This is a genomic window from Curtobacterium sp. MCLR17_042 (assembly GCF_003234695.1).
Classification (GTDB): Bacteria; Actinomycetota; Actinomycetes; order Actinomycetales; family Microbacteriaceae; genus Curtobacterium; species Curtobacterium flaccumfaciens.
The window spans coordinates 286,568-303,461 of sequence record NZ_QKTD01000002.1; the positions used below are offsets into that span (position 1 = coordinate 286,568).

At 72.4% G+C, this 16,894-nt stretch carries 16 protein-coding genes and 1 riboswitch; of the genes, 6 read left to right on the forward strand and 10 right to left on the reverse strand.

Going from position 1 to position 16,894, the window contains the following annotated elements; genetic code table 11:
* Nucleotides 1-99: 99 nt before the first annotated feature.
* Genes DEJ02_RS03595 through DEJ02_RS03605 form a run of 3 tightly spaced genes read left to right on the forward strand, consistent with a single transcriptional unit; the run spans nt 100 to nt 3,427 of the window.
* Nucleotides 100-612, forward strand: a complete 513-nt coding sequence (locus DEJ02_RS03595; protein WP_181421263.1) for a MarR family winged helix-turn-helix transcriptional regulator — start codon at nt 100-102, stop codon at nt 610-612.
* The gene (locus tag DEJ02_RS03600; RefSeq protein WP_111032018.1) at nt 609-1,958 is read left to right on the forward strand and encodes a deoxyribodipyrimidine photo-lyase; all 1,350 of its coding nucleotides are present in this window, start codon (nt 609-611) and stop codon (nt 1,956-1,958) included. The genes DEJ02_RS03595 and DEJ02_RS03600 overlap by 4 nt, the downstream gene beginning before the upstream one ends.
* Nucleotides 1,955-3,427 carry a serine hydrolase gene (locus DEJ02_RS03605; protein WP_181440263.1) on the forward strand — a complete coding sequence of 491 codons (1,473 nt, stop codon included), beginning with the start codon at nt 1,955-1,957 and terminating at the stop codon, nt 3,425-3,427. Before DEJ02_RS03600 ends, DEJ02_RS03605 begins: the two co-directional genes overlap by 4 nt.
* A 56-nt stretch (nt 3,428-3,483) precedes the next feature.
* Here DEJ02_RS03605 and DEJ02_RS03610 read toward each other — a convergent pair whose 3' ends face one another.
* Entirely contained in the window at nt 3,484-4,455 is a 972-nt protein-coding gene (locus DEJ02_RS03610; RefSeq protein ID WP_111032020.1) for a carbohydrate kinase family protein, read from the reverse strand.
* A gap of 158 nt (nt 4,456-4,613) precedes the next feature.
* Between DEJ02_RS03610 and DEJ02_RS03615 the strand changes: the two genes are divergently transcribed.
* On the forward strand, nt 4,614-5,195 hold the full coding sequence (locus DEJ02_RS03615; RefSeq protein ID WP_071406286.1) for a TetR/AcrR family transcriptional regulator: 582 nt from the start codon (nt 4,614-4,616) through the stop codon (nt 5,193-5,195).
* 179 nt (nt 5,196-5,374) lie between these two features.
* Here the strand turns inward: DEJ02_RS03615 and DEJ02_RS03620 are convergent, their stop codons facing one another.
* From DEJ02_RS03620 to DEJ02_RS03640, 5 genes are all read right to left on the reverse strand, one after another.
* Nucleotides 5,375-5,989, reverse strand: a complete 615-nt coding sequence (locus DEJ02_RS03620) for a superoxide dismutase (RefSeq protein ID WP_027466323.1) — start codon at nt 5,987-5,989, stop codon at nt 5,375-5,377.
* A gap of 44 nt (nt 5,990-6,033) precedes the next feature.
* On the reverse strand, nt 6,034-6,543 hold the full coding sequence (locus DEJ02_RS03625; protein ID WP_027466322.1) for a flavin reductase family protein: 510 nt from the start codon (nt 6,541-6,543) through the stop codon (nt 6,034-6,036).
* A 236-nt stretch (nt 6,544-6,779) separates the two neighbouring features.
* The gene (locus DEJ02_RS03630; RefSeq protein WP_111022220.1) at nt 6,780-8,303 is read right to left on the reverse strand and encodes an MFS transporter; all 1,524 of its coding nucleotides are present in this window, start codon (nt 8,301-8,303) and stop codon (nt 6,780-6,782) included.
* Nucleotides 8,304-8,516: 213 nt separating this feature from the next.
* Nucleotides 8,517-9,524, reverse strand: a complete 1,008-nt coding sequence (locus DEJ02_RS03635) for a LacI family DNA-binding transcriptional regulator (RefSeq protein WP_111032021.1) — start codon at nt 9,522-9,524, stop codon at nt 8,517-8,519.
* Nucleotides 9,503-11,539 (reverse strand): aldo/keto reductase, encoded by a 2,037-nt coding sequence (locus DEJ02_RS03640; RefSeq protein WP_111032022.1) that lies wholly within the window; start codon nt 11,537-11,539, stop codon nt 9,503-9,505. The genes DEJ02_RS03635 and DEJ02_RS03640 overlap by 22 nt, the downstream gene beginning before the upstream one ends.
* Before the next feature lie 155 nt (nt 11,540-11,694).
* On the opposite strand from DEJ02_RS03640, the gene DEJ02_RS03645 reads away from it, so the two are divergent.
* Nucleotides 11,695-12,243, forward strand: a complete 549-nt coding sequence (locus DEJ02_RS03645; protein WP_027466318.1) for a TetR/AcrR family transcriptional regulator — start codon at nt 11,695-11,697, stop codon at nt 12,241-12,243.
* Between the two features lie 66 nt (nt 12,244-12,309).
* Nucleotides 12,310-12,480 (forward strand): hypothetical protein, encoded by a 171-nt coding sequence (locus tag DEJ02_RS18405; protein WP_017888559.1) that lies wholly within the window; start codon nt 12,310-12,312, stop codon nt 12,478-12,480.
* Between the two features lie 115 nt (nt 12,481-12,595).
* Here the strand turns inward: DEJ02_RS18405 and ribH are convergent, their stop codons facing one another.
* The 4 genes from ribH to DEJ02_RS03665 form a co-directional block, all read right to left on the reverse strand.
* The gene (gene ribH, locus DEJ02_RS03650) at nt 12,596-13,075 is read right to left on the reverse strand and encodes a 6,7-dimethyl-8-ribityllumazine synthase (RefSeq protein ID WP_071406282.1); all 480 of its coding nucleotides are present in this window, start codon (nt 13,073-13,075) and stop codon (nt 12,596-12,598) included.
* Nucleotides 13,072-13,761 carry a 3,4-dihydroxy-2-butanone-4-phosphate synthase gene (gene ribB, locus DEJ02_RS03655; RefSeq protein WP_084741376.1) on the reverse strand — a complete coding sequence of 230 codons (690 nt, stop codon included), beginning with the start codon at nt 13,759-13,761 and terminating at the stop codon, nt 13,072-13,074. Before ribB ends, ribH begins: the two co-directional genes overlap by 4 nt.
* On the reverse strand, nt 13,761-14,414 hold the full coding sequence (locus tag DEJ02_RS03660) for a riboflavin synthase (protein WP_111032023.1): 654 nt from the start codon (nt 14,412-14,414) through the stop codon (nt 13,761-13,763). Before DEJ02_RS03660 ends, ribB begins: the two co-directional genes overlap by 1 nt.
* 94 nt (nt 14,415-14,508) lie before the next feature.
* Nucleotides 14,509-14,643: riboswitch (FMN riboswitch) on the reverse strand.
* A gap of 300 nt (nt 14,644-14,943) precedes the next feature.
* Nucleotides 14,944-16,809 (reverse strand): hypothetical protein, encoded by a 1,866-nt coding sequence (locus tag DEJ02_RS03665; RefSeq protein ID WP_111032024.1) that lies wholly within the window; start codon nt 16,807-16,809, stop codon nt 14,944-14,946.
* Nucleotides 16,810-16,894: the final 85 nt, after the last annotated feature.

Here is a 16,894-nt window from a genome sequence, read left to right on the forward strand (position 1 = left end):
CGGTCGCCGACAGGCGGCCGGCCCTCGTGCATGTCGCCCGGCTCCTGTCGGACCCCGTCGGTAGTGTGGTCAGACCGTACGACCGGAGGGAACGCGAACGTGAGCGAGACACGCCGCAGTGAGAAGGCGACCGCGGTCGCCGCCTGGGAAGCGCTCTTCCGCGCCCAGGTCGCCGTGATGCGGAGTCTCAACGCGGACTTCCCCGGCGACGAGATCTCGTTCAACGAGTACGACGTCTGCTTCAACCTGTCGACCCAGCCCGGCCGCCGCTGCCGGATGCGCGACCTCACCGGGCACCTGCTCCTCACCCAGCCGAGCGTCAGCCGCCTGGTCGACCGACTGCTCGCCCGCGGCATCGTCGAGAAGCAGCCGGACCCCACCGACGCCCGCGGCGTGATCGTGGCACTGACCCCGCACGGCTTCGACGTCTACCGCCAGGTCGCCGTGCAGCACGCGGCGAGCATCGCGCAGCAGGTCGGCGCCGGACTGTCCGACCCCGAACTCCGCACCCTCACCGAGCTCTGCACGAAGCTCCGGCTGGCGGTCGGCACAGCACCGGGCCGGCGGTCGACGGCCCGCCCGGTGGCCGCTGCGGATGCGGCAACGGTGTGACCGGCGCGATCGTCTGGCTCCGTGACGACCTGCGGCTGTCGGACAACCCGGCGCTCCGTGCGGCGATCGACCACGGTGGCGACGTCACGGTGGTGGTCGTCCTCGACGAGCAGTCCCCCGGGCTCCGTCCGATCGGTGCCGCGAGCCGCTGGTGGCTGCACCACTCCCTGACCGCCCTCGATGCCGACCTGCGCGAGCGGGGTTCCCGGCTGGTCCTCCGGCGCGGTGCCGCGGCGACGGCGATCGACCAGCTCGTCGCCGACACCGGAGCCGACGCCGTGTACTGGAACCGTCGGTACGGCGCCGTCGAGCGTGACGTCGACGCCGGCATCAAGGCGGCCCTGCACGACCGTGGCGTCGAGGCGCACAGCTTCGCCGCGAACCTGCTCTGGGAACCGTGGACGGTGCTCACCGGGCAGGGCGAGCCGTACAAGGTCTTCACCCCGTTCTGGAACGCCGTCCAGGCGCTGCCCGAACCGCGCCATCCCCTGCCCGACCCCGACGACCTGCCCGCTCCGGCCGACGTCACGGGTGATGCGCTGGCCGACTGGGCACTGCTGCCGACGAAGCCCGACTGGGCCGGCGGCCTCCGTGACGCCTGGACCCCGGGCGAGCACGGCGCGCAGCAGCAGCTCGAGCACTTCGTCGAGCACGCGCTCGAGGACTACGACCAGCGCGACGAGCCCGCGATGGAAGCGACCAGCAGCCTGTCGCCGTTCCTGCGGTGGGGCGAGATCAGCCCGTACCAGGTGTGGCACCGCCTGCACGAGCGGCTCGAGCCCGCGCAGCGCCAGAACGCCGCCGCGTTCCTCCGGCAGCTGGCGTGGCGCGAGTTCAACTGGAACGAGTACTTCCACTGCGACGACATCGCCACCGTCAACGTCCGTCGGAACTTCGACGCGTTCCCGTGGCGTGACCCGGAAGCAGCTGAGGTCAACCGCTGGCGGCAGGGTCTCACCGGCTTCGACCTGGTCGACGCGGGCATGCGCGAGCTCTGGCACAGCGGGGCCATGCACAACCGGGTGCGGCTGGCCGCCGGCAGCTTCCTCGTGAAGAACCTGCTCGTCGACTGGCGCGTCGGGGAGCAGTGGTTCTGGGACACCCTGGTCGACGCCGACCCCGCCAACAACGCGGCGAACTGGCAGTGGGTCGCGGGCTCCGGCTTCGACGCCGCCCCGTACTTCCGCGTCTTCAACCCCGATCGGCAACTCGAGCGCTTCGACCCGCACCGCGAGTACGTCCACCGCTGGGTCCCCGCCGACGAGCTGCGGCCCGAGCCGATGGTCGACCTGAAGGCGTCACGGCAGCGGGCGCTCGACGCCTACGAACGGATGCGGCGCTCGTGACCGGGTCGCACCCCGCGATCGCTGCGGTCGTCGACCAGGTCGACGAGCTGTTCCGTGCTCGCGTCGAACAGGGCATCGCGCCGAGCAGCGTGTGGGGCGTGTTCGACCGCTCCGGCCTCGTCGCGTCCGGCGGGCACGGCGACCGCGGTGACGGCCGGAGCCCGGACGCCGACACCGTGTACCGCATCGCCTCCTGCACCAAGAGCGTCACCGCCGCGACCCTGCTGACCCTCGTCGCCCGGGGTGCACTCGACCTCGACGCGCCGATCACCGACTTCGTGCCGGCCTTCGGCGCCGTCACCCTGCCGACCCCGGACTCCCCGGTCCCCACGGTGCGGATGCTGCTGACGATGTCGGCCGGGTTCCCCACCGACGACCCCTGGGCCGACCGGCAGGAGTCGATCTCGGACGCCGAGCTCGACGAGGTCCTGCGCGGCAGCCTGCTGTTCGACTCGCTGCCCGGCACCCGCTTCGCCTACTCGAACCTCGGCTACGCGCTGCTCGGCCGGGTCGTCGCCGCCGTGACGGGGCAGCCCTTCACCGCCGCCGCCAGTGAGATCGTGCTCCGTCCCCTCGGCCTCACCGACACGGTGTTCAGCGCCGCCGAGTCGACCGGCTTCGTGGTCACCGGTGTCCGCGGACACGAGGGCGACTGGGAACCCCTGCCGATGACCGGCCCCGGCGCCTTCTCGTCGATCGGCGGGCTCTTCTCGACCGTGCGTGACCTGGCGCGCTGGGCGACACACCTCGGTTCGGCGTTCTCCGCCGCACCGGAGCCCGGCCCGGTCTCCCCCGCAGACCGCCGCCTCATGCAGCAGGCGATGCGGGTCGTCCCGTCGTCAGTCGTCCCGGGTTCGGCCCGCGCGACGGCGTACGGCTTCGGGCTGTTCGTCGAGCAGGACGACCGTTTCGGCGAGCTCGTCTCGCACTCCGGCGGCTACCCGGGCTTCTCCGCGCACATGCGGTGGTCCGTGCGCGACGGTCTCGGGGTCGTCGCGTTCGAGAACGCCACGCAGGCCAAGGTCTCCGCGGCCGCGCAGCAGGCGCACGACCTCGTGCTCGACGCGGCGCTGACGGCTCGGACACCCGACCCGGCGGAAGCCGGCACCGACGTGGCCGGAGCGAGCACCGGGGTGGCCGCGACCACCCGCGCGACGCGAGCCGCCCAGGCCGCCGTGACGCGCCTCCTGGCCGGCTGGCGGGACGACCTGGCGGACGCGATCTGCACGCCCAACGTGGCGATGGACGTGCCGTACGACCGACGGCGCCGGGCGGTGGCGCAGGCCGTCGCGGACGTCGGTGCCGACCTCCGTGCCGCACCGGTGTCCGAGTACTCGGCGGCACCGTCGCACCTGCGCTGGTGGCTCCCCGGCACCTGCGGGCGACTGCGCGTCGAGATCCGGCTCGCGCCCGCCGCCGCGGGGCGCGTCCAGACCCTGAACGTCGTGGCCGAACCGTCGGAGCGCTGACCGAGCGCTGACCCGACGGAGCGCCGACCCGGGGGTCCGACCGAGAACCCGTCGGATCAGACCGGCGGTCGACCGCCCACGAAGCCGAGTGCCCGCGCGGCGACCCGGGTGCCCTCGCGGGCTGCCGCACCGACTCGGACCGGATCCGTCGCCCACGCACGGACGAACCCGGCGACGAAGGCGTCCCCCGCCCCGATGGTGTCGACGACGGTCGCCGGTGTCGCGGGCACCCGGTGGACGCTGCGGCCCCGGCGCCCGATGAGCGCGCCGTCGGCTCCGGCCGTGACGACGACCAGCGGGACGTGCTCGGTCAGCCGCCGCACCGCGGCGTCGAGGTCGTCACCCCCGGCGAGGGCGAGCGCCTCGTGCTGGTCGGGGAAGAGCACGTCGACGCCCCGCAGGGCTTCGAGGAACCGGTCGGCACCGATCGTCTCGATCACCGCCACCGACGAGGGGTCCACCGCCACGCGCGCCGGGCCGGTCCGGGCGCACGCCACGAGGTCGGCGAGCCGGTCGGCACCGCCGCCGAGCATGGCCGCGCCGGTCAGGTGCACGATGTCGGCGCGGGCGACCACCGACGGCGGGACGTCGGCGGCACTGATCTTCCCGCTCGCGGCGGGGTCGGACATCGCGGTGCGACCGTGGTCGTTGCGGACCGAGACGACGACCCCGGTGGACGTCATCGCGTCGTAGCGCAGGTGGGCGCGGACCCCGGCGTCCTCGAGCGCGCGCTCGTGGCGGTACACGTCGTCGACCCCGACCCGGGCGACGACGTCGACCTCGGCCCCGAGCCAGCCGAGCCACGTGGCCGTGTTGCCACCGGCACCGGTCGGCCGGTGGCGGATCTCCGCAGCGGGGTCGTGCACCCCGATCCGGTGTGCGGTGGTGTGCACGAGGACGCCGTCCAGGACGTCGCCGACGACCAGGAAGCGTTTTCCGGCGCCGCGACGACGGCCCGCGACCACCCGTCCGGCGCGGGTCCCCTCGGGCCGTGACGGCGGCAGAGCGCCCTCGTACGGCATGGACATCCGCAACAGTCTACCCGGAGCCGAGTTTTTCTCCGTTTCTATCGGTGAAAACGGAGGTTTCGCGGAGAGATCGCACACAACGACCAATGGTGTCACTGATATACCGGCTGCTAGTATGTGGGCGGTCGCGCGACCACCGCCCCGACGACGGAGATGCCATGCCCAGGAAGCCCGACCCCACCCGCAAACCCGCGATCCTCGAGAAGGTCGTCGACCACTTCGTCGAGACCAAGATCGAGGACGTCACGGTCCGGGGCCTCGGCCGCGTACTCGGCACGAGCGCCTATCCGGTCGTCTACCACTTCGGCTCCCGCGACGCCCTGATCGACTCCGTCGTCGAGCACCTCGCGACCTCGCACCGAGCGCCCGCACTCGACCCGGCCGCCGACACCGACGCCCTCGCCGACCACCTGGTCGCGACCTTCGGCGGGCTCGACGACCCGCACCGTGCGCTGGCCGCACGGCTCACCTTCGAACTCGGGTCGGTCGAGTCCCTCGACGGGCGTGACCGGCAGCGCCGCGCGCACCGCTGCCAGGTCGCCGCCGTCCGGGCCTGGTGCCGAGCACACGGCGCCGACCCCGTCCTCGCCGAACGCGCGGCCCAGCACACGGTCATGGCCGCCCGCGGAGCCCAGTGGGGCGCGCTCGTCGACGGCGCGCACACCGACGCCGACGCTGCACTGCGTCGCATCGCCCACGACCTGGCAGCCAGCACGGCCGCCGCAGACCGCGTGCGCTGAGCACACGCACCCACGCGATCGCGGACCGCTCGCGTACCCGGCGACGGGACACGGCGACGGGACACGGCGACCGCGCACGGCCCGGAACGGAACCCGGACCACGAACGGGAGGCACGGTGCCAGCTGGCACCGTGCCTCCCGTTCGTCAGGTGGTCACCGTGGTGACGCGCCGACGCGGATCAGAGCGTGACGAACCGCTGCGACTTCGCGTTCTCGAAACGAGCGGCGACGTTCTCCCAGTCGACGATGTTCCAGACAGCCTTGACGTAGTCCGCCTTGACGTTCAGGTAGTCGAGGTAGAAGGCGTGCTCCCACATGTCGAGCATGAAGATCGGGACGAGGCCGAACGGGATGTTGCCCTGCTGGTCGAAGAGCTGGAACGTGGTGAGCTTCTGGCCCACGGTGTCCCAGGCCAGCACGGACCAGCCGGAGCCCTGGATGCCGTTCGCGACGGCGGCGAACTGCGCCTGGAACTTCTCGAACGAACCGAAGAACTCGTCGATCGCCGCGGCGAGCTCGCCCTCGGGGACCTTCGTGTCCGGGCCGAGGTTGGTCCAGAAGATCGAGTGGTTCACGTGACCACCGAGGTGGAACGCGAGGTCCTTCTCGAGCTTGTTGATCGCGCCGAAGTTGCCGGACTCACGGGCCTCACCGAGCTGCTGCAGCGCGGTGTTGGCACCGGTCACGTAGGCCTGGTGGTGCTTGTCGTGGTGCAGCTGCATGATCTTGCCGCTGATGTGCGGCTCGAGCGCGGCGTAGTCGTACGGCAGTTCCGGCAGGGTGTACTCAGCCATGTGAGGTCCTTTCGATCAGTGGGTTGTGGACGCGGCTCCGCGGCTCACGAGAGCCGGGAACGATCGGTGAGGGAGTGGAATTCCCGGTTGTGGTAGACCAGCGGCTCGCCGCGGTCGGCGCCGACGATGATGTCGAGCACCTCGGCCACGACGACGGTCGAGCTGCCGATGGGCGTCGTCGACAGCGGTCGGCAGCGGAGCGCACTCGCCGCACTCGGCAGGTAGCGATCGCCGGACGGCAACGTGCCCCAGATCGGGTCGTCGGCGGCCGGGCTGCCGGTCGAGGCGAAGCGCTTCGCGAGTGCGACCCCGAGGGAGTCGACCAGGTGCACGACGAACAGCGGCGCACCGAGCACGACCCCGGCCGAGCCGGAGTTCGTCGAGAGCGAGAAGACGAGGACGGGCGGGTCGACGGCGACGCTCGCGACGCTCGAGGCGGTGAGGCCGGTCGGTCCGTCGGGGCCTTCGGCCGTGATGACGGCGACGCCGGCAGGGTGCCCGCGGAAGGCGGACTTGTACGCGTCGGCGATGGTTGCCGGTGCTTCGTCGGGCATGGTGATCGTGGTCGTTCCTTCGGGAGGGGCTGCCGTCACTCGGCGGCTGTCACCCAACGTATGACCTGAACCCTGGTTGAGGTCAACGATTCACAGGTTCGGGCGTGGCCGGGCGCGCCGTGGCGGGCACTTCGTGAGCAGGAATGGTCGGGTCACGCACGGGGACCCGACCATTCCTGCTCACGAAGCGCAGCGACGCTCGCGGCGCAGCGCGGCGCGCGCGGCCGCGCGGCCGCTCAGCGGCGCTTGAGCATGACGAGCGCACCCGCGGCCGCCACCACCATGAGCACCGCGGCGACACCCGCCGTGATCGTCACGCCGGAGTCGAAGGCCGCCCGCGCCGACTCGAGCAGCACCTGCCCGGCGCTGCCGCCGAGTTGCCCCGCCGCGGCGACCGCACCGCCGAGGGTCTCCTGCGCCGCGACGTGCGCCGCCGAGGACAACCCGTCGGGCACCACGACGTGCGCCCGGTAGGTCGTCGCCAGGATCGTGCCGAGGACCGCGGTGCCGAGCACGGCGCCGATCTCGTACGCCGTCTCGGACATCGCCGACGCCGCACCCGCCTTGTCCGCCGGTGCCGTCGAGATGATGAGGTCGTTCGTCACCGTCTCGGACGCGCCGATCCCGATGCCCAGCAGTACGAACGCGAACGCCAGGGCGGCGATGGAGGCGTGGTGTCCGAGGACCGCGACGAGGGCGTACGCCGCCGCCGAGAACAGCAGCGCGACCGACACGACCCAGCGCGGGGCGACACGCGCCACGATCGGCACGACCGCGAGCCCGGCGACGATGGTCAGGACCGACCCCGGGATGAGCACGATGCCGGACGCGAACGGGTCGAGCCCCGCCACGAGCTGCAGGTGCTGGGCGATGAAGAACAGGAACCCGGTGAGCGAGAACATCGCCGCCAGGTTCATCAGCACACTGCCGGTGAAGGCCGTGCTGCGGAACAGGCGCAGGTCGAGCATCGGCGTGCGGGACCGCAGCTGCCGACGGACGAACGCGATGCCGCAGACGACTCCGACCGCGAGCATGGCGATCGCGAGGCCGCGCTCCTCGGGGTGCACGACCGACTTGATGGCCCAGGCGATGGGTGCGAGCGCGCCGAGGGACAGGAACATGCTCGGCAGGTCGACCGGCCCGGGCATCGGGTCGCGGGACTCCGGCACGCAGAACGGCACGCCGACGAGCATGAGCACGAGGATCGGCACCGCCACCAGGAACACGCTGCCCCAGTGGAAGTGCGCGAGCAGCGCGCCGCCGACGAGCGGCCCGAGCGCGTTGCCGGCCGCGAACATCGTCGACCAGACGGCGAGCGCCATCCGCCGCTCCCCCGCGTCCACGAACACGTTGCGGATGATCGACAGCGTCGCGGGCATGAGCATCGCGCCGAAGACGCCCATCGCGATCCGGGCAGCGACGAGCATCCAGGCATCGGTCGCGAACGCCGCGGCCACCGAGAACAGTGCGAACCCGGTCGCCCCGATCACCAGGATCCGCCGGCGGCCGATGCGGTCACCGATGCTGCCCATCACGACGAGCAGGCCGGCGAGCACCAGCGGGTACGCGTCCACGATCCAGAGCTGCGTGGTCGCGTCCGGGTTCAGCGCGCGGCTGATCGACGGCAGCGCGAAGCTCAGGATGGTGTTGTCGACCGAGATGAGCAGGACCGGCAGCATGAGCACGGCGAGCGCGAGGAACCGTCGGGCGCGGCTCCCGGTGACGCGGGTGGCGACGGGGCTGGTGAGCAGTGCGGACACGGCGGACTCCTGGGACTTCGAGCCGGACCAGGTCGACGGCGGGTGGTACGTGGGGCAGACGAGACGGGACGCGGGATGGACACGCGCCCCGTCAGGACTCCGTTAGTGTACCGTCCGGACGGTTTTGGTTGCAAATGCAACTGACGACGGCCGGGAGGCCCGTGGCGGTCCGGCCACGGGCCTTGCGTCGGTCCACCGGTCGCGTCGTCGGGCCTACGCCGATTCGCGGAGCAACAACCGGTGTCGCACCGTGCGCTCCACGGCCGCGCCCGAGCGCGGCAGCTCGCCCGCGAGCATGCCGAGCGCCAGGTCGAGGGCCTGACCCGCGACCTCGTCGAGGTCAACGGCCAGCGTGGTGAGCGTCGGCGCGACGAGCGTGCCGAGCGGCAGGCCGTCGACGCCGACCACGCGGACGTCACCGGGGACGTCGACGCCGGCACGACGACAGGCCGACAGCACGCCGAGCGCCAGCACGTCGTTGAACGCCAGGACCGCGTCCACCCGGCGGTGCTCGGCGAGGATCCGTTCGGTCCGTTCGGCACCGGCCTCTGCGGTGGGCGCGGACGCGACGACGAGGTCGGGCAGGTACCCGCGACGCCGGAGTGCCGCGACCATGTGCTCTCCGCGCTGGCTCGGCACGCCGTCGGCAGCGGCGTCGAGCACGACGGGGTGCTTCACCCCGACGTCGACGAGGTGGTCGGCGAGGTCCTCGATCGCGGCGGTCGGGTCGATCCGGACCGCGGCGCGGGTCACCGGCCCCGAGGGGTCGAGCTCGACGACCGGGACCGAGCCGAGCCGTTCGATCCACTCCGGCGCACGGGACCCGAGGTAGCCGATCACGACGTCGGTCTGGGCACCGAGGGACTCCACCATCCGGTCCGAGTCGCTCGCGAGCCCGACGTCGGCGAGCATGACGTTCCACCCGCGGGCGGCGGCCAGGCCGAGCACCGCGGAGGCGAGTGCCGGTGCGTAGGGGTTCCGCAGGTCGTTGACGACGAGCCCGAGCTGGTGGTCGCCACCCGTGACGAGCCCGCGGCCGAACCGTGACGGACGGTAGTCGAGCGCAGCCGCGGCCTGGAGCACGCGGTCCTTGGTCGCCGCGCTGATGCCGGACATGCCGTTCATCGCGCGGGTGACGGTCTGCCGGGACACCCCGGCGGCCGCGGCGACGTCGATGATCGTCGCGCGGCCGCCCGGGGTCAGGCGCGGAGGTCCAGCCATGCCACCTGTTCCGGGGAGAGGTCGACGGAGAGGCCGGTCATGGACGACCGGGCCTCCGCGATCGTACGGGGTCCGAAGAGCGGGAACGTCGGGAACGGCTGGTTGAGCACGTACGCCAGGGCGATCGCCGTCGCGGGGACGCCGAACTGCTCGCCGAGCTCCCGCGCACGCCGGAGCCGCTCGAAGTTGTCGTCCGAGTAGTAGCAGCGGACGAGTTCGGCGTCGCTGGTGTCCTCGGGCGTCGCGCGGCCGGTGAAGAACCCGCGGGCCTGCGAGGACCACGGCAGCAGCGGGACCTGGCGTTCCTCCAGCCACGCCTTCGACGCCGCATCGGTCGCGTGTTCGCAGCCGTCCCACGGCACGTCGTACGCCTCGGCGAGACCGAAGTGGTTGCTGAGCACCTCGAACCCGTGCTTCCCGTTGGCCCGTGCGTAGGCGTTGGCCTCGTCGAAGCGTGCCGGCGTCCAGTTCGAGCCGCCGTACACGCGGATGCGCCCGGCTCGGCGGTGCTCGTCGAGCACGTCGACGAACTCCCCCACCGGGACGTCGGGGTTGTCGCGGTGCATCATGTAGATGTCCGCGTAGTCGGTGCCCTGGCGCTCGAGGCTCTCGAGCAGCTGCCGGGTGATCGACTCCGGGTCACAGTGCGGGGTGTGGGCGCCCTTCGTGATGACGACCACGTCCTCGCGGACCCCCCGGTTCTGGATCCACCTGCCGAGCCGTCCTTCGAGCACACCGCCGCCGTAGATGTACCCGGTGTCGAAGACGTTGCCGCCCTGCTCGACGAACAGGTCGAAGATCGCGCTGGCGTGTGCCAGGTCGGGCTGGTTGTCGACGCCCATCACCAGGCGGGACATCCGCTTGCCGACGCCCGGCACCTCGCCGTAGCGCATCGGGTTGCCGTCCTGCACGGTGAGCGGCCGGCCGGACACCGTCGGGATGTCGGCGGTCTCCGCCTCGAACGGGTAGCGCAGGCCGATCGCCGCGCGCCACCTGTCGAGCGTGCGGGCGGTGGCGAGGGTCTCGTCGATGGTCATCTGCGCCGCTTCGACCCGGCCGGCACGCAGGGCGTCGGTGGTGGCGTCGGCTTCTCGGGCGTAGGGGTGCTCACCCGCGAACGACAGCGAGCGAGGGGGTTCGTCGACGGTGTGGATCTCGATGGTGGGGTCGTCGCCCAGGGTCCACGGGTCGGTGAGCACGATGCGACCGCGCGAGCCGTACACCGACACGGCGTTGTCGTCCTGCACGAAGACGCCGGTCCGGACCGTCGCCGTGACCCCGCCCCGGTAGGTGAGCTGCGCGACCGTCCACTCGTCGACCCCGGTCGGCCCGAGCGTGCCCGTGGCGGTGAGGTCCACCGGTTCGGCGACGGCGACCCCGGTGGCGGCCTGCACGATCGCCGCGGCCATCGTCACCGGGTACCCGCCGACGTCGAGGATCCCGCCGCCGGCGGTGTCGACGTCGAACAGGCGACCGGTGCGCTCACCCGTCCGGAACGCGAACGAGGCGTCGACGTGGGTCACGTCGCCGATCACGCCGTCGCGGACCAGGTCGAGCAGTGCCGCGGTCTGCGGATGGAAGCGGTACATGAACGCCTCGACGAGCGGCAGGCCGGCCTGGCGCGCGGCGTCGGTGAGCGCCATCGCGGTGCCGTGGTTCACGGCGAGGGGCTTCTCGCACAGGACGGCCTTGCCGGCCTCGAGTGCGGCGAGCACGAGCCGGGCGTGACCGGTGTGCACGGTCGACACGTAGACGGCGTCCACCCGCGGGTCGGCGAGGACCTCGTCGTAGGTCCCGGCGGTCACGTCCGTGAACCCGAACCCGGCGGCCTCGTCGGCGAAGACCTGCGCCCGCTCGGCGGACGAACTGCCGGCCGCGACCAGGACACCCCCGCTGGCGGGCAACTGCGAGAGGAAGCGTCGGGCGATGCTGCCGGGGCCGAGGACGGCCCACCCGGGGCGGTCGGTGGTGGTCGAGGTCGGGGTGGTGGCGGTGTTCGCCGTCTGCGCTGACATGCGGATCCTTGTCGTCTCGTGAACCTTCACGGTCGGCTCGACGCTAGCGGGCGCCAGCGCGATCGGCAATGGTCCTGCGGCAATTCGTGAGCGTTCACGGCGGCGGCGGAGGAGCCGGCGTCCGCGACCCCCGGAACTGCTCCTAGACTCTCGGCATGGCCAGTGCCCGCGACCGCGTCCTCGACAGCTTCGTCGCCATCGTGTGCGAGGAAGGCGAGCGTCCCGCCACGCTCGACGCCGTCGCCGCGCGCGCCGGTGTCTCGAAGGGCGGCCTGCTCTACCACTTCGGGTCCAAGGCCGCGCTGGTCGAGGGGCTCTGCGAACGCCTGTCCGACCTGTCCGCGATCGACGTCGAGCGCATGCAGGAGGCCGAGGACGGTGCCGCGCGCTACTTCGTCCGCAACTGCCTGTTCGTCGGCAGCGAGCTGGACCTCGCCCTGCTCGCCGCGAGCCGCCTGCAGCAGGCCGGCTACGAAGAGGCCGGACGCACCCTCGACGACACCGAGAACGCCTGGCTCGCGACCCTCGTCGACGCCCTCGGCGACGAGCCGACCGCGCAGGCCGTCAAGCTCCTCGGCGACGGGCTGTACCACCAGGCCTCGCTCGGTGCCGCGAGCGAGGTGCGACCGAAGCGGGGCAGCGTCGACATGGAGACCCTGCTCACCGTCGTCGACCGTCTGATCGCGACGCGACCCGGAGCGTGAACCGGCACACCCCCGGCTGGGGATAGACTGGGGAACGATCCACTCGTCGACACCCGGAGGTATCCCGTGGGCCGCGTCATCGCCGCTGTTTTCTCGATCCTGCTGCTGCTGGTGTCGATGTACCTGTTCGGGTTCGCCTTCCAGGTCGAGTCGGGCCAGGCCTTCGTCTTCATGGCCGGCGTGCTCCTGATGAGCCTCTCCTTCTTCCTGCCGATCCACGTGTTCGGCAAGCGCTAGCCAGCAAGCACCGCCGCTGACCAGCAAGCACTGATCAGCAAGCACTGATCAGCACACACAGAACGGCCCCGCACCTCACCGATGCGGGGCCGTTCTGTGTGGCGTGTCCGGCGCCTCAGACCGGGAGGCGCAGGGACCGCAGCGTCACCGCGGTGCTGATCGCCGCGTGTGCGGCCTCGGCGCCCTTGTCCTCCTTGGAGTCGGGCAGCCCGGCGCGGTCGAGTCCCTGCTGCTCGTCGTCCAGCGTGAGCACGCCGAACCCGACGGGCTTGCCGGTGTCGATCGCGACCTGCGTCAGGCCGCTCGTCGCAGCACCCGAGACGTACTCGAAGTGCGGGGTGCCACCGCGGATGATGACGCCGAGCGCGACCGCCGCGTCGAAACCGGCCTCGAGCGCGGTCTTCGCGACCACGGGCAGCTCGAAGCTGCCGGGGACGGGGATGACCTCGGCCGTCGCCCCGAGCCGCTCGACCTCGCGCTGTGCGCCGGCCAGCAGGCCCGCGGCGATGGTGTCGTGCCACTGTCCGGCGATGACGGCCACCCGGATCCCGGTGCCGTCGACCTGGTCGCGGTCCGCCGCGCCTGCTCCGCTCATCGTGTCGTTCCTTCCGTGGGCGCTGCGGTCGCTGCCGCCGCCCGGTCTGCCGCGTCCAGCCACTCGGCGAGCGCGGCGATGGTGATGACGGGCACGCCCTCGCGTGCCCCGAGTGCGACGAGCGCCGGCAGCCGCATCATGCTGCCGTCCTCGTCGACGATCTCGCAGATCGCCGCAGCGGGCCGGAGCCCGGCTGCTGTGACGAGCTCGATCGCTGCTTCGGTGTGCCCGGCGCGCTCCCGGACCCCGCCCGGTCGTGCGCGCAGGGGCACCACGTGTCCGGGGCGGTGCAGGTCGTCGCGCACCGAGGTCGGGTCGGCGAGGACCCGCAGCGTACGGGCGCGGTCATGAGCGCTGATGCCGGTGGTCACACCGACGGCGGCGTCGACGGTGACCGTGTAGGCCGTGCCGCGGACGTCCTCGTTGTGCGCCACCATCGGCGGCAGGTCGAGGGCGTCGGCGATCTCGGTGCTGAGCGGCGCGCAGATGAACCCGGACGAGTGCGCGACGGTCCACGCGATCCACTCCGGCGAGGCGAGCTCGGCGGACAGGATGACGTCACCCTCGTTCTCACGGTCCTCGTCGTCGACGACGATCACCGGACGGCCGGCGGCGATCGACGCGATCGCGGCCTCGATGCTCGACAACCCGAGTGCCTGCGGGACGGCACCGGCCTCGGCGACCATCACCGGGCCTCCGATCCGACGGTCTCGAGCGACTGCGCCGCGGCGTCGAGCCGCAGCATGCGGCGGACGTGCCGTGCCAGGACGTCGGTCTCGACGTTCACCCGGTCACCCGGCAGGCGGAGCCCGAGCGTCGTGGCCTCGAGCGTCTCGGGGATCAGGCTCACCTCGAACCAGGCCGCGTCGGGCGCGGTGTCCTCGGGTGAGACCGCGCTGACCGTGAGCGAGACGCCGTCGAGTGCGATGGAACCCTTGTCGACCACGAGCGGGCTGAGTGCGGGCGCGAGCGAGAACCGCACGCGTCGCCAGCCGTCACCGTCGGCCGTCTCGAGCACCGTGGCGGTGCCGTCGATGTGGCCCTGCACGATGTGCCCGCCCAGGCGGTCACCCACCGAGGCGGCGCGCTCGAGGTTCAGGCGGTCCCCCACCCGGAGTGCACCGTGGGCGCTCATGTCGAGGGTCTGCTTCATGACGAAGGCGGTGAAGGTCTCGGGGGTCTGCTCGACGACGGTCAGGCAGACACCACTCGTCGCGATCGAGTCGCCGTGCCGGGCGTCCTGCACGACGACGGGGCCGTGGACGGTGAGCGCGACGGAGTCGCCCTGCTGCTCGACGGCGGTGACGGTGCCGAGTTCCTCGATGATGCCGGTGAACACTGGTGTCCTCTCAACGGGACTCCGGGGGCGTTCGACGATCGTCGGCATCGACGGACGGGTCGCACCCCACGGGTCGTGGGGTCGTCCTGTCCGCCCAGCGCGCCTCCCATCCGGACTTTCACCGTCGGTCCCGGAATCCCACCGGGTCAACCTCTGTCGGGTTCGCACCCGTCATCAGTTCGTGGACTGTCACCACCGGCTCGGAATTACACCGACCCCGGAGCGCTTGCGTAGTCGGAACGATACCCCAGGCCGCTGACGGCCGCGCCACGGTGGCAGCGCCGTCGTAACCGGGCGTCTCCCCCGGGCACGGTGAGCACGTGGCGCCCGAGGCGTCTGGCGTCCGCGTCCGGCGTCTGGCGTCTGGCGTCCGCACTGCGACGATGCACGAGTCGATCGACGAGCGGTCCGTCGGAACATGCACACGCATCCGATACGCCCACATGTTCCGACGCGCACGGCCCGTCAGCGACCCCCGGGCACGGTGACGAGGGGCGCCACGGTGTGACGCCCCTCGATCACCCGCCGGTCAGTGCCGACGACGGAGCACGAGTGCGCCCGCTCCGGCGAGGAGCAGCAGGAGCGCGAACCCGGCGGGCAGGACCGGTGAGCCGGCTCCCGTGTAGGCGAGCTCCGGCTGGCCGTCACCTGCCGCGGCTGCTGCCGCGACGGTCCCGGCGCTGGTGCGGACCCCGCTGGTGGCAGCGGTCGTGGTGGTCACCACACCCGCAGTGGAGGCCCGGGTCGGCTCGACGACGCCGACCACGCCCACCGGGATGGTCGCGGTGCCGGGCGTGGTGCCGGTGTCGGTGCCCGTCCCGTCGGTGGGGACGGTGCCCGGGTCGGTACCGGGGTCCGTACCGGGGTCGGTACCGGGGTCGGTACCGGGGTCCGTGCCCGGGTCGGTGCCGGGGTCCGTGCCCGGGTTGGTCCCGGGGTTCGTGCCGGTGCCGGGGGTGGTGCTGGTGCCGTCACCGACGATGCCGATCCCGTTGCCGCCGATCGTGATCGGCAGGCTGATCACCGGGGTGACCTGGGTGCCGGAGAGCAGGCCGCCGTCGCCGGAGGTCGAACCGCCGGTCGTCGGGGTCGTGGTGCCGGTGGCCGGAGCCGTGGCGCCACCGGTGCTCGTGCCGTCACCGAGGACGCCGATGCCGTTGCCACCGATCGTCACCGGGACGTCGACGACCGGGGACACCTGCGTGCCCGAAGCCGTGCCGTCCGAACCCGAGGTCGAACCACCGGCCGCCGGGGTCGTCGTGCCGGTGGCCGGAGCCGTCGTGCCGCCGGTGCTCGTCCCGCCACCGAGGACACCGATGCCGTTGCCACCGATCGTCACCGGGACGTCGACGACCGGGGACACCTGCGTACCCGAAGCCGTGCCGTTCGAACCCGAGGTGGTACCACCGGCCGCCGGAGCGGTCCCGGTGCCCGAGCCCGCAGCGGGCGCGGTGCCCGTCGCGGTGCCCGTCCCGAGCAGCCCGATGCCGTTGTCCGCCACCGTGACCGGGATCGAGACGACCGGGGACACCTGCGTACCCGAAGCCGTGCCGTCCGAACCCGAGGTCGAACCACCGACCGCCGGGGTCGTCGTGCCGGTTGCCGGAGCCGTCGTGCCACCGGTGCTCGTACCGTCACCGAGGACACCGATGCCGTTGCCACCGATCGTCACCGGGACGTCGACCAGACCGGCCACCTGGGTACCGGAGAGCAGTCCGTCGGTGCCCGAGGTGGTGGGCGCCGACGGGGCTTCGGCAGCCGGTGCCGGGGTCGTCGCCGCCGGGGCGGTCGACGTCGAGGTGCCGTCACCGAGGACGCCGATCCCGTTGCCGGAGACCGTCACGGGGACGGTCACGGCCGGGGCGACCTGGGTGCCGGAGGCCGTGCCGTCCTCGCCCGAGGTGCTCGGAGCGGGAGCGGCGGGCGCCGCAGCCGGAGCGGGAGCGGCAGGAGCCGGAGCGGGGGCAGCAGGCGCCGGAGCCGGAGCTGGCGCCGGAGCTGCCGCGGGTGCGGCGGCCGAGACCGCGTCACCGGCGACGGCAACGGCGTTGCCGCCGACCGTCACCGGTGCCGCGACGTCCGGCACCACCTGGGTGCCCGAGAGCGTGCCGTCCTCGCCCGAGGCACTGGGGGCAGGAGCGGTCGTGGCCGGAGCAGGTGCCGGGGCCGGAGCGGCGGGCGTGGACGCCGTCGCCGTGGACACCGCGTCGCCGAGCACGGCGATCGCGTTGCCGCCGAGGGACACCGGGGCGTCCACGGAAGGGGCCACCTGGGTGCCCGAGACGGTGCCGTCGGCACCGGATGTCGTGGCCGCGTTCGCCGCAGCCGTGCCGCCGAGCGTGAGCCCGCCGACGAAGAGGGCGAACCAGAGCCCTCTGGAGACGTACTTGTTCATGGTCGTACTCCCTGATCGAGATCGTCACCGACCGCGGACGCAGCCGGGATGTGTGCGTGCCTGCCGTGGCGGACAGGCGCACCGA

Bases quoted from the DNA above. Each gene is read 5' to 3' on its own strand.
- DEJ02_RS03625 (WP_027466322.1), bottom strand. From the start codon at position 6,543: ATGCCCGACGAAGCACCGGCAACCATCGCCGACGCGTACAAGTCCGCC.
- DEJ02_RS03640 (WP_111032022.1), bottom strand. From the start codon at position 11,539: ATGTCAGCGCAGACGGCGAACACCGCCACCACCCCGACCTCGACCACC.
- ribH (WP_071406282.1), bottom strand. From the start codon at position 13,075: ATGAGCGGAGCAGGCGCGGCGGACCGCGACCAGGTCGACGGCACCGGG.
- ribB (WP_084741376.1), bottom strand. From the start codon at position 13,761: ATGGTCGCCGAGGCCGGTGCCGTCCCGCAGGCACTCGGGTTGTCGAGC.
- DEJ02_RS03610 (WP_111032020.1), bottom strand. From the start codon at position 4,455: ATGTCCATGCCGTACGAGGGCGCTCTGCCGCCGTCACGGCCCGAGGGG.
- DEJ02_RS03620 (WP_027466323.1), bottom strand. From the start codon at position 5,989: ATGGCTGAGTACACCCTGCCGGAACTGCCGTACGACTACGCCGCGCTC.
- DEJ02_RS03645 (WP_027466318.1), top strand. From the start codon at position 11,695: ATGGCCAGTGCCCGCGACCGCGTCCTCGACAGCTTCGTCGCCATCGTG.
- DEJ02_RS03635 (WP_111032021.1), bottom strand. From the start codon at position 9,524: ATGGCTGGACCTCCGCGCCTGACCCCGGGCGGCCGCGCGACGATCATC.
- DEJ02_RS03615 (WP_071406286.1), top strand. From the start codon at position 4,614: ATGCCCAGGAAGCCCGACCCCACCCGCAAACCCGCGATCCTCGAGAAG.
- DEJ02_RS03665 (WP_111032024.1), bottom strand. From the start codon at position 16,809: ATGAACAAGTACGTCTCCAGAGGGCTCTGGTTCGCCCTCTTCGTCGGC.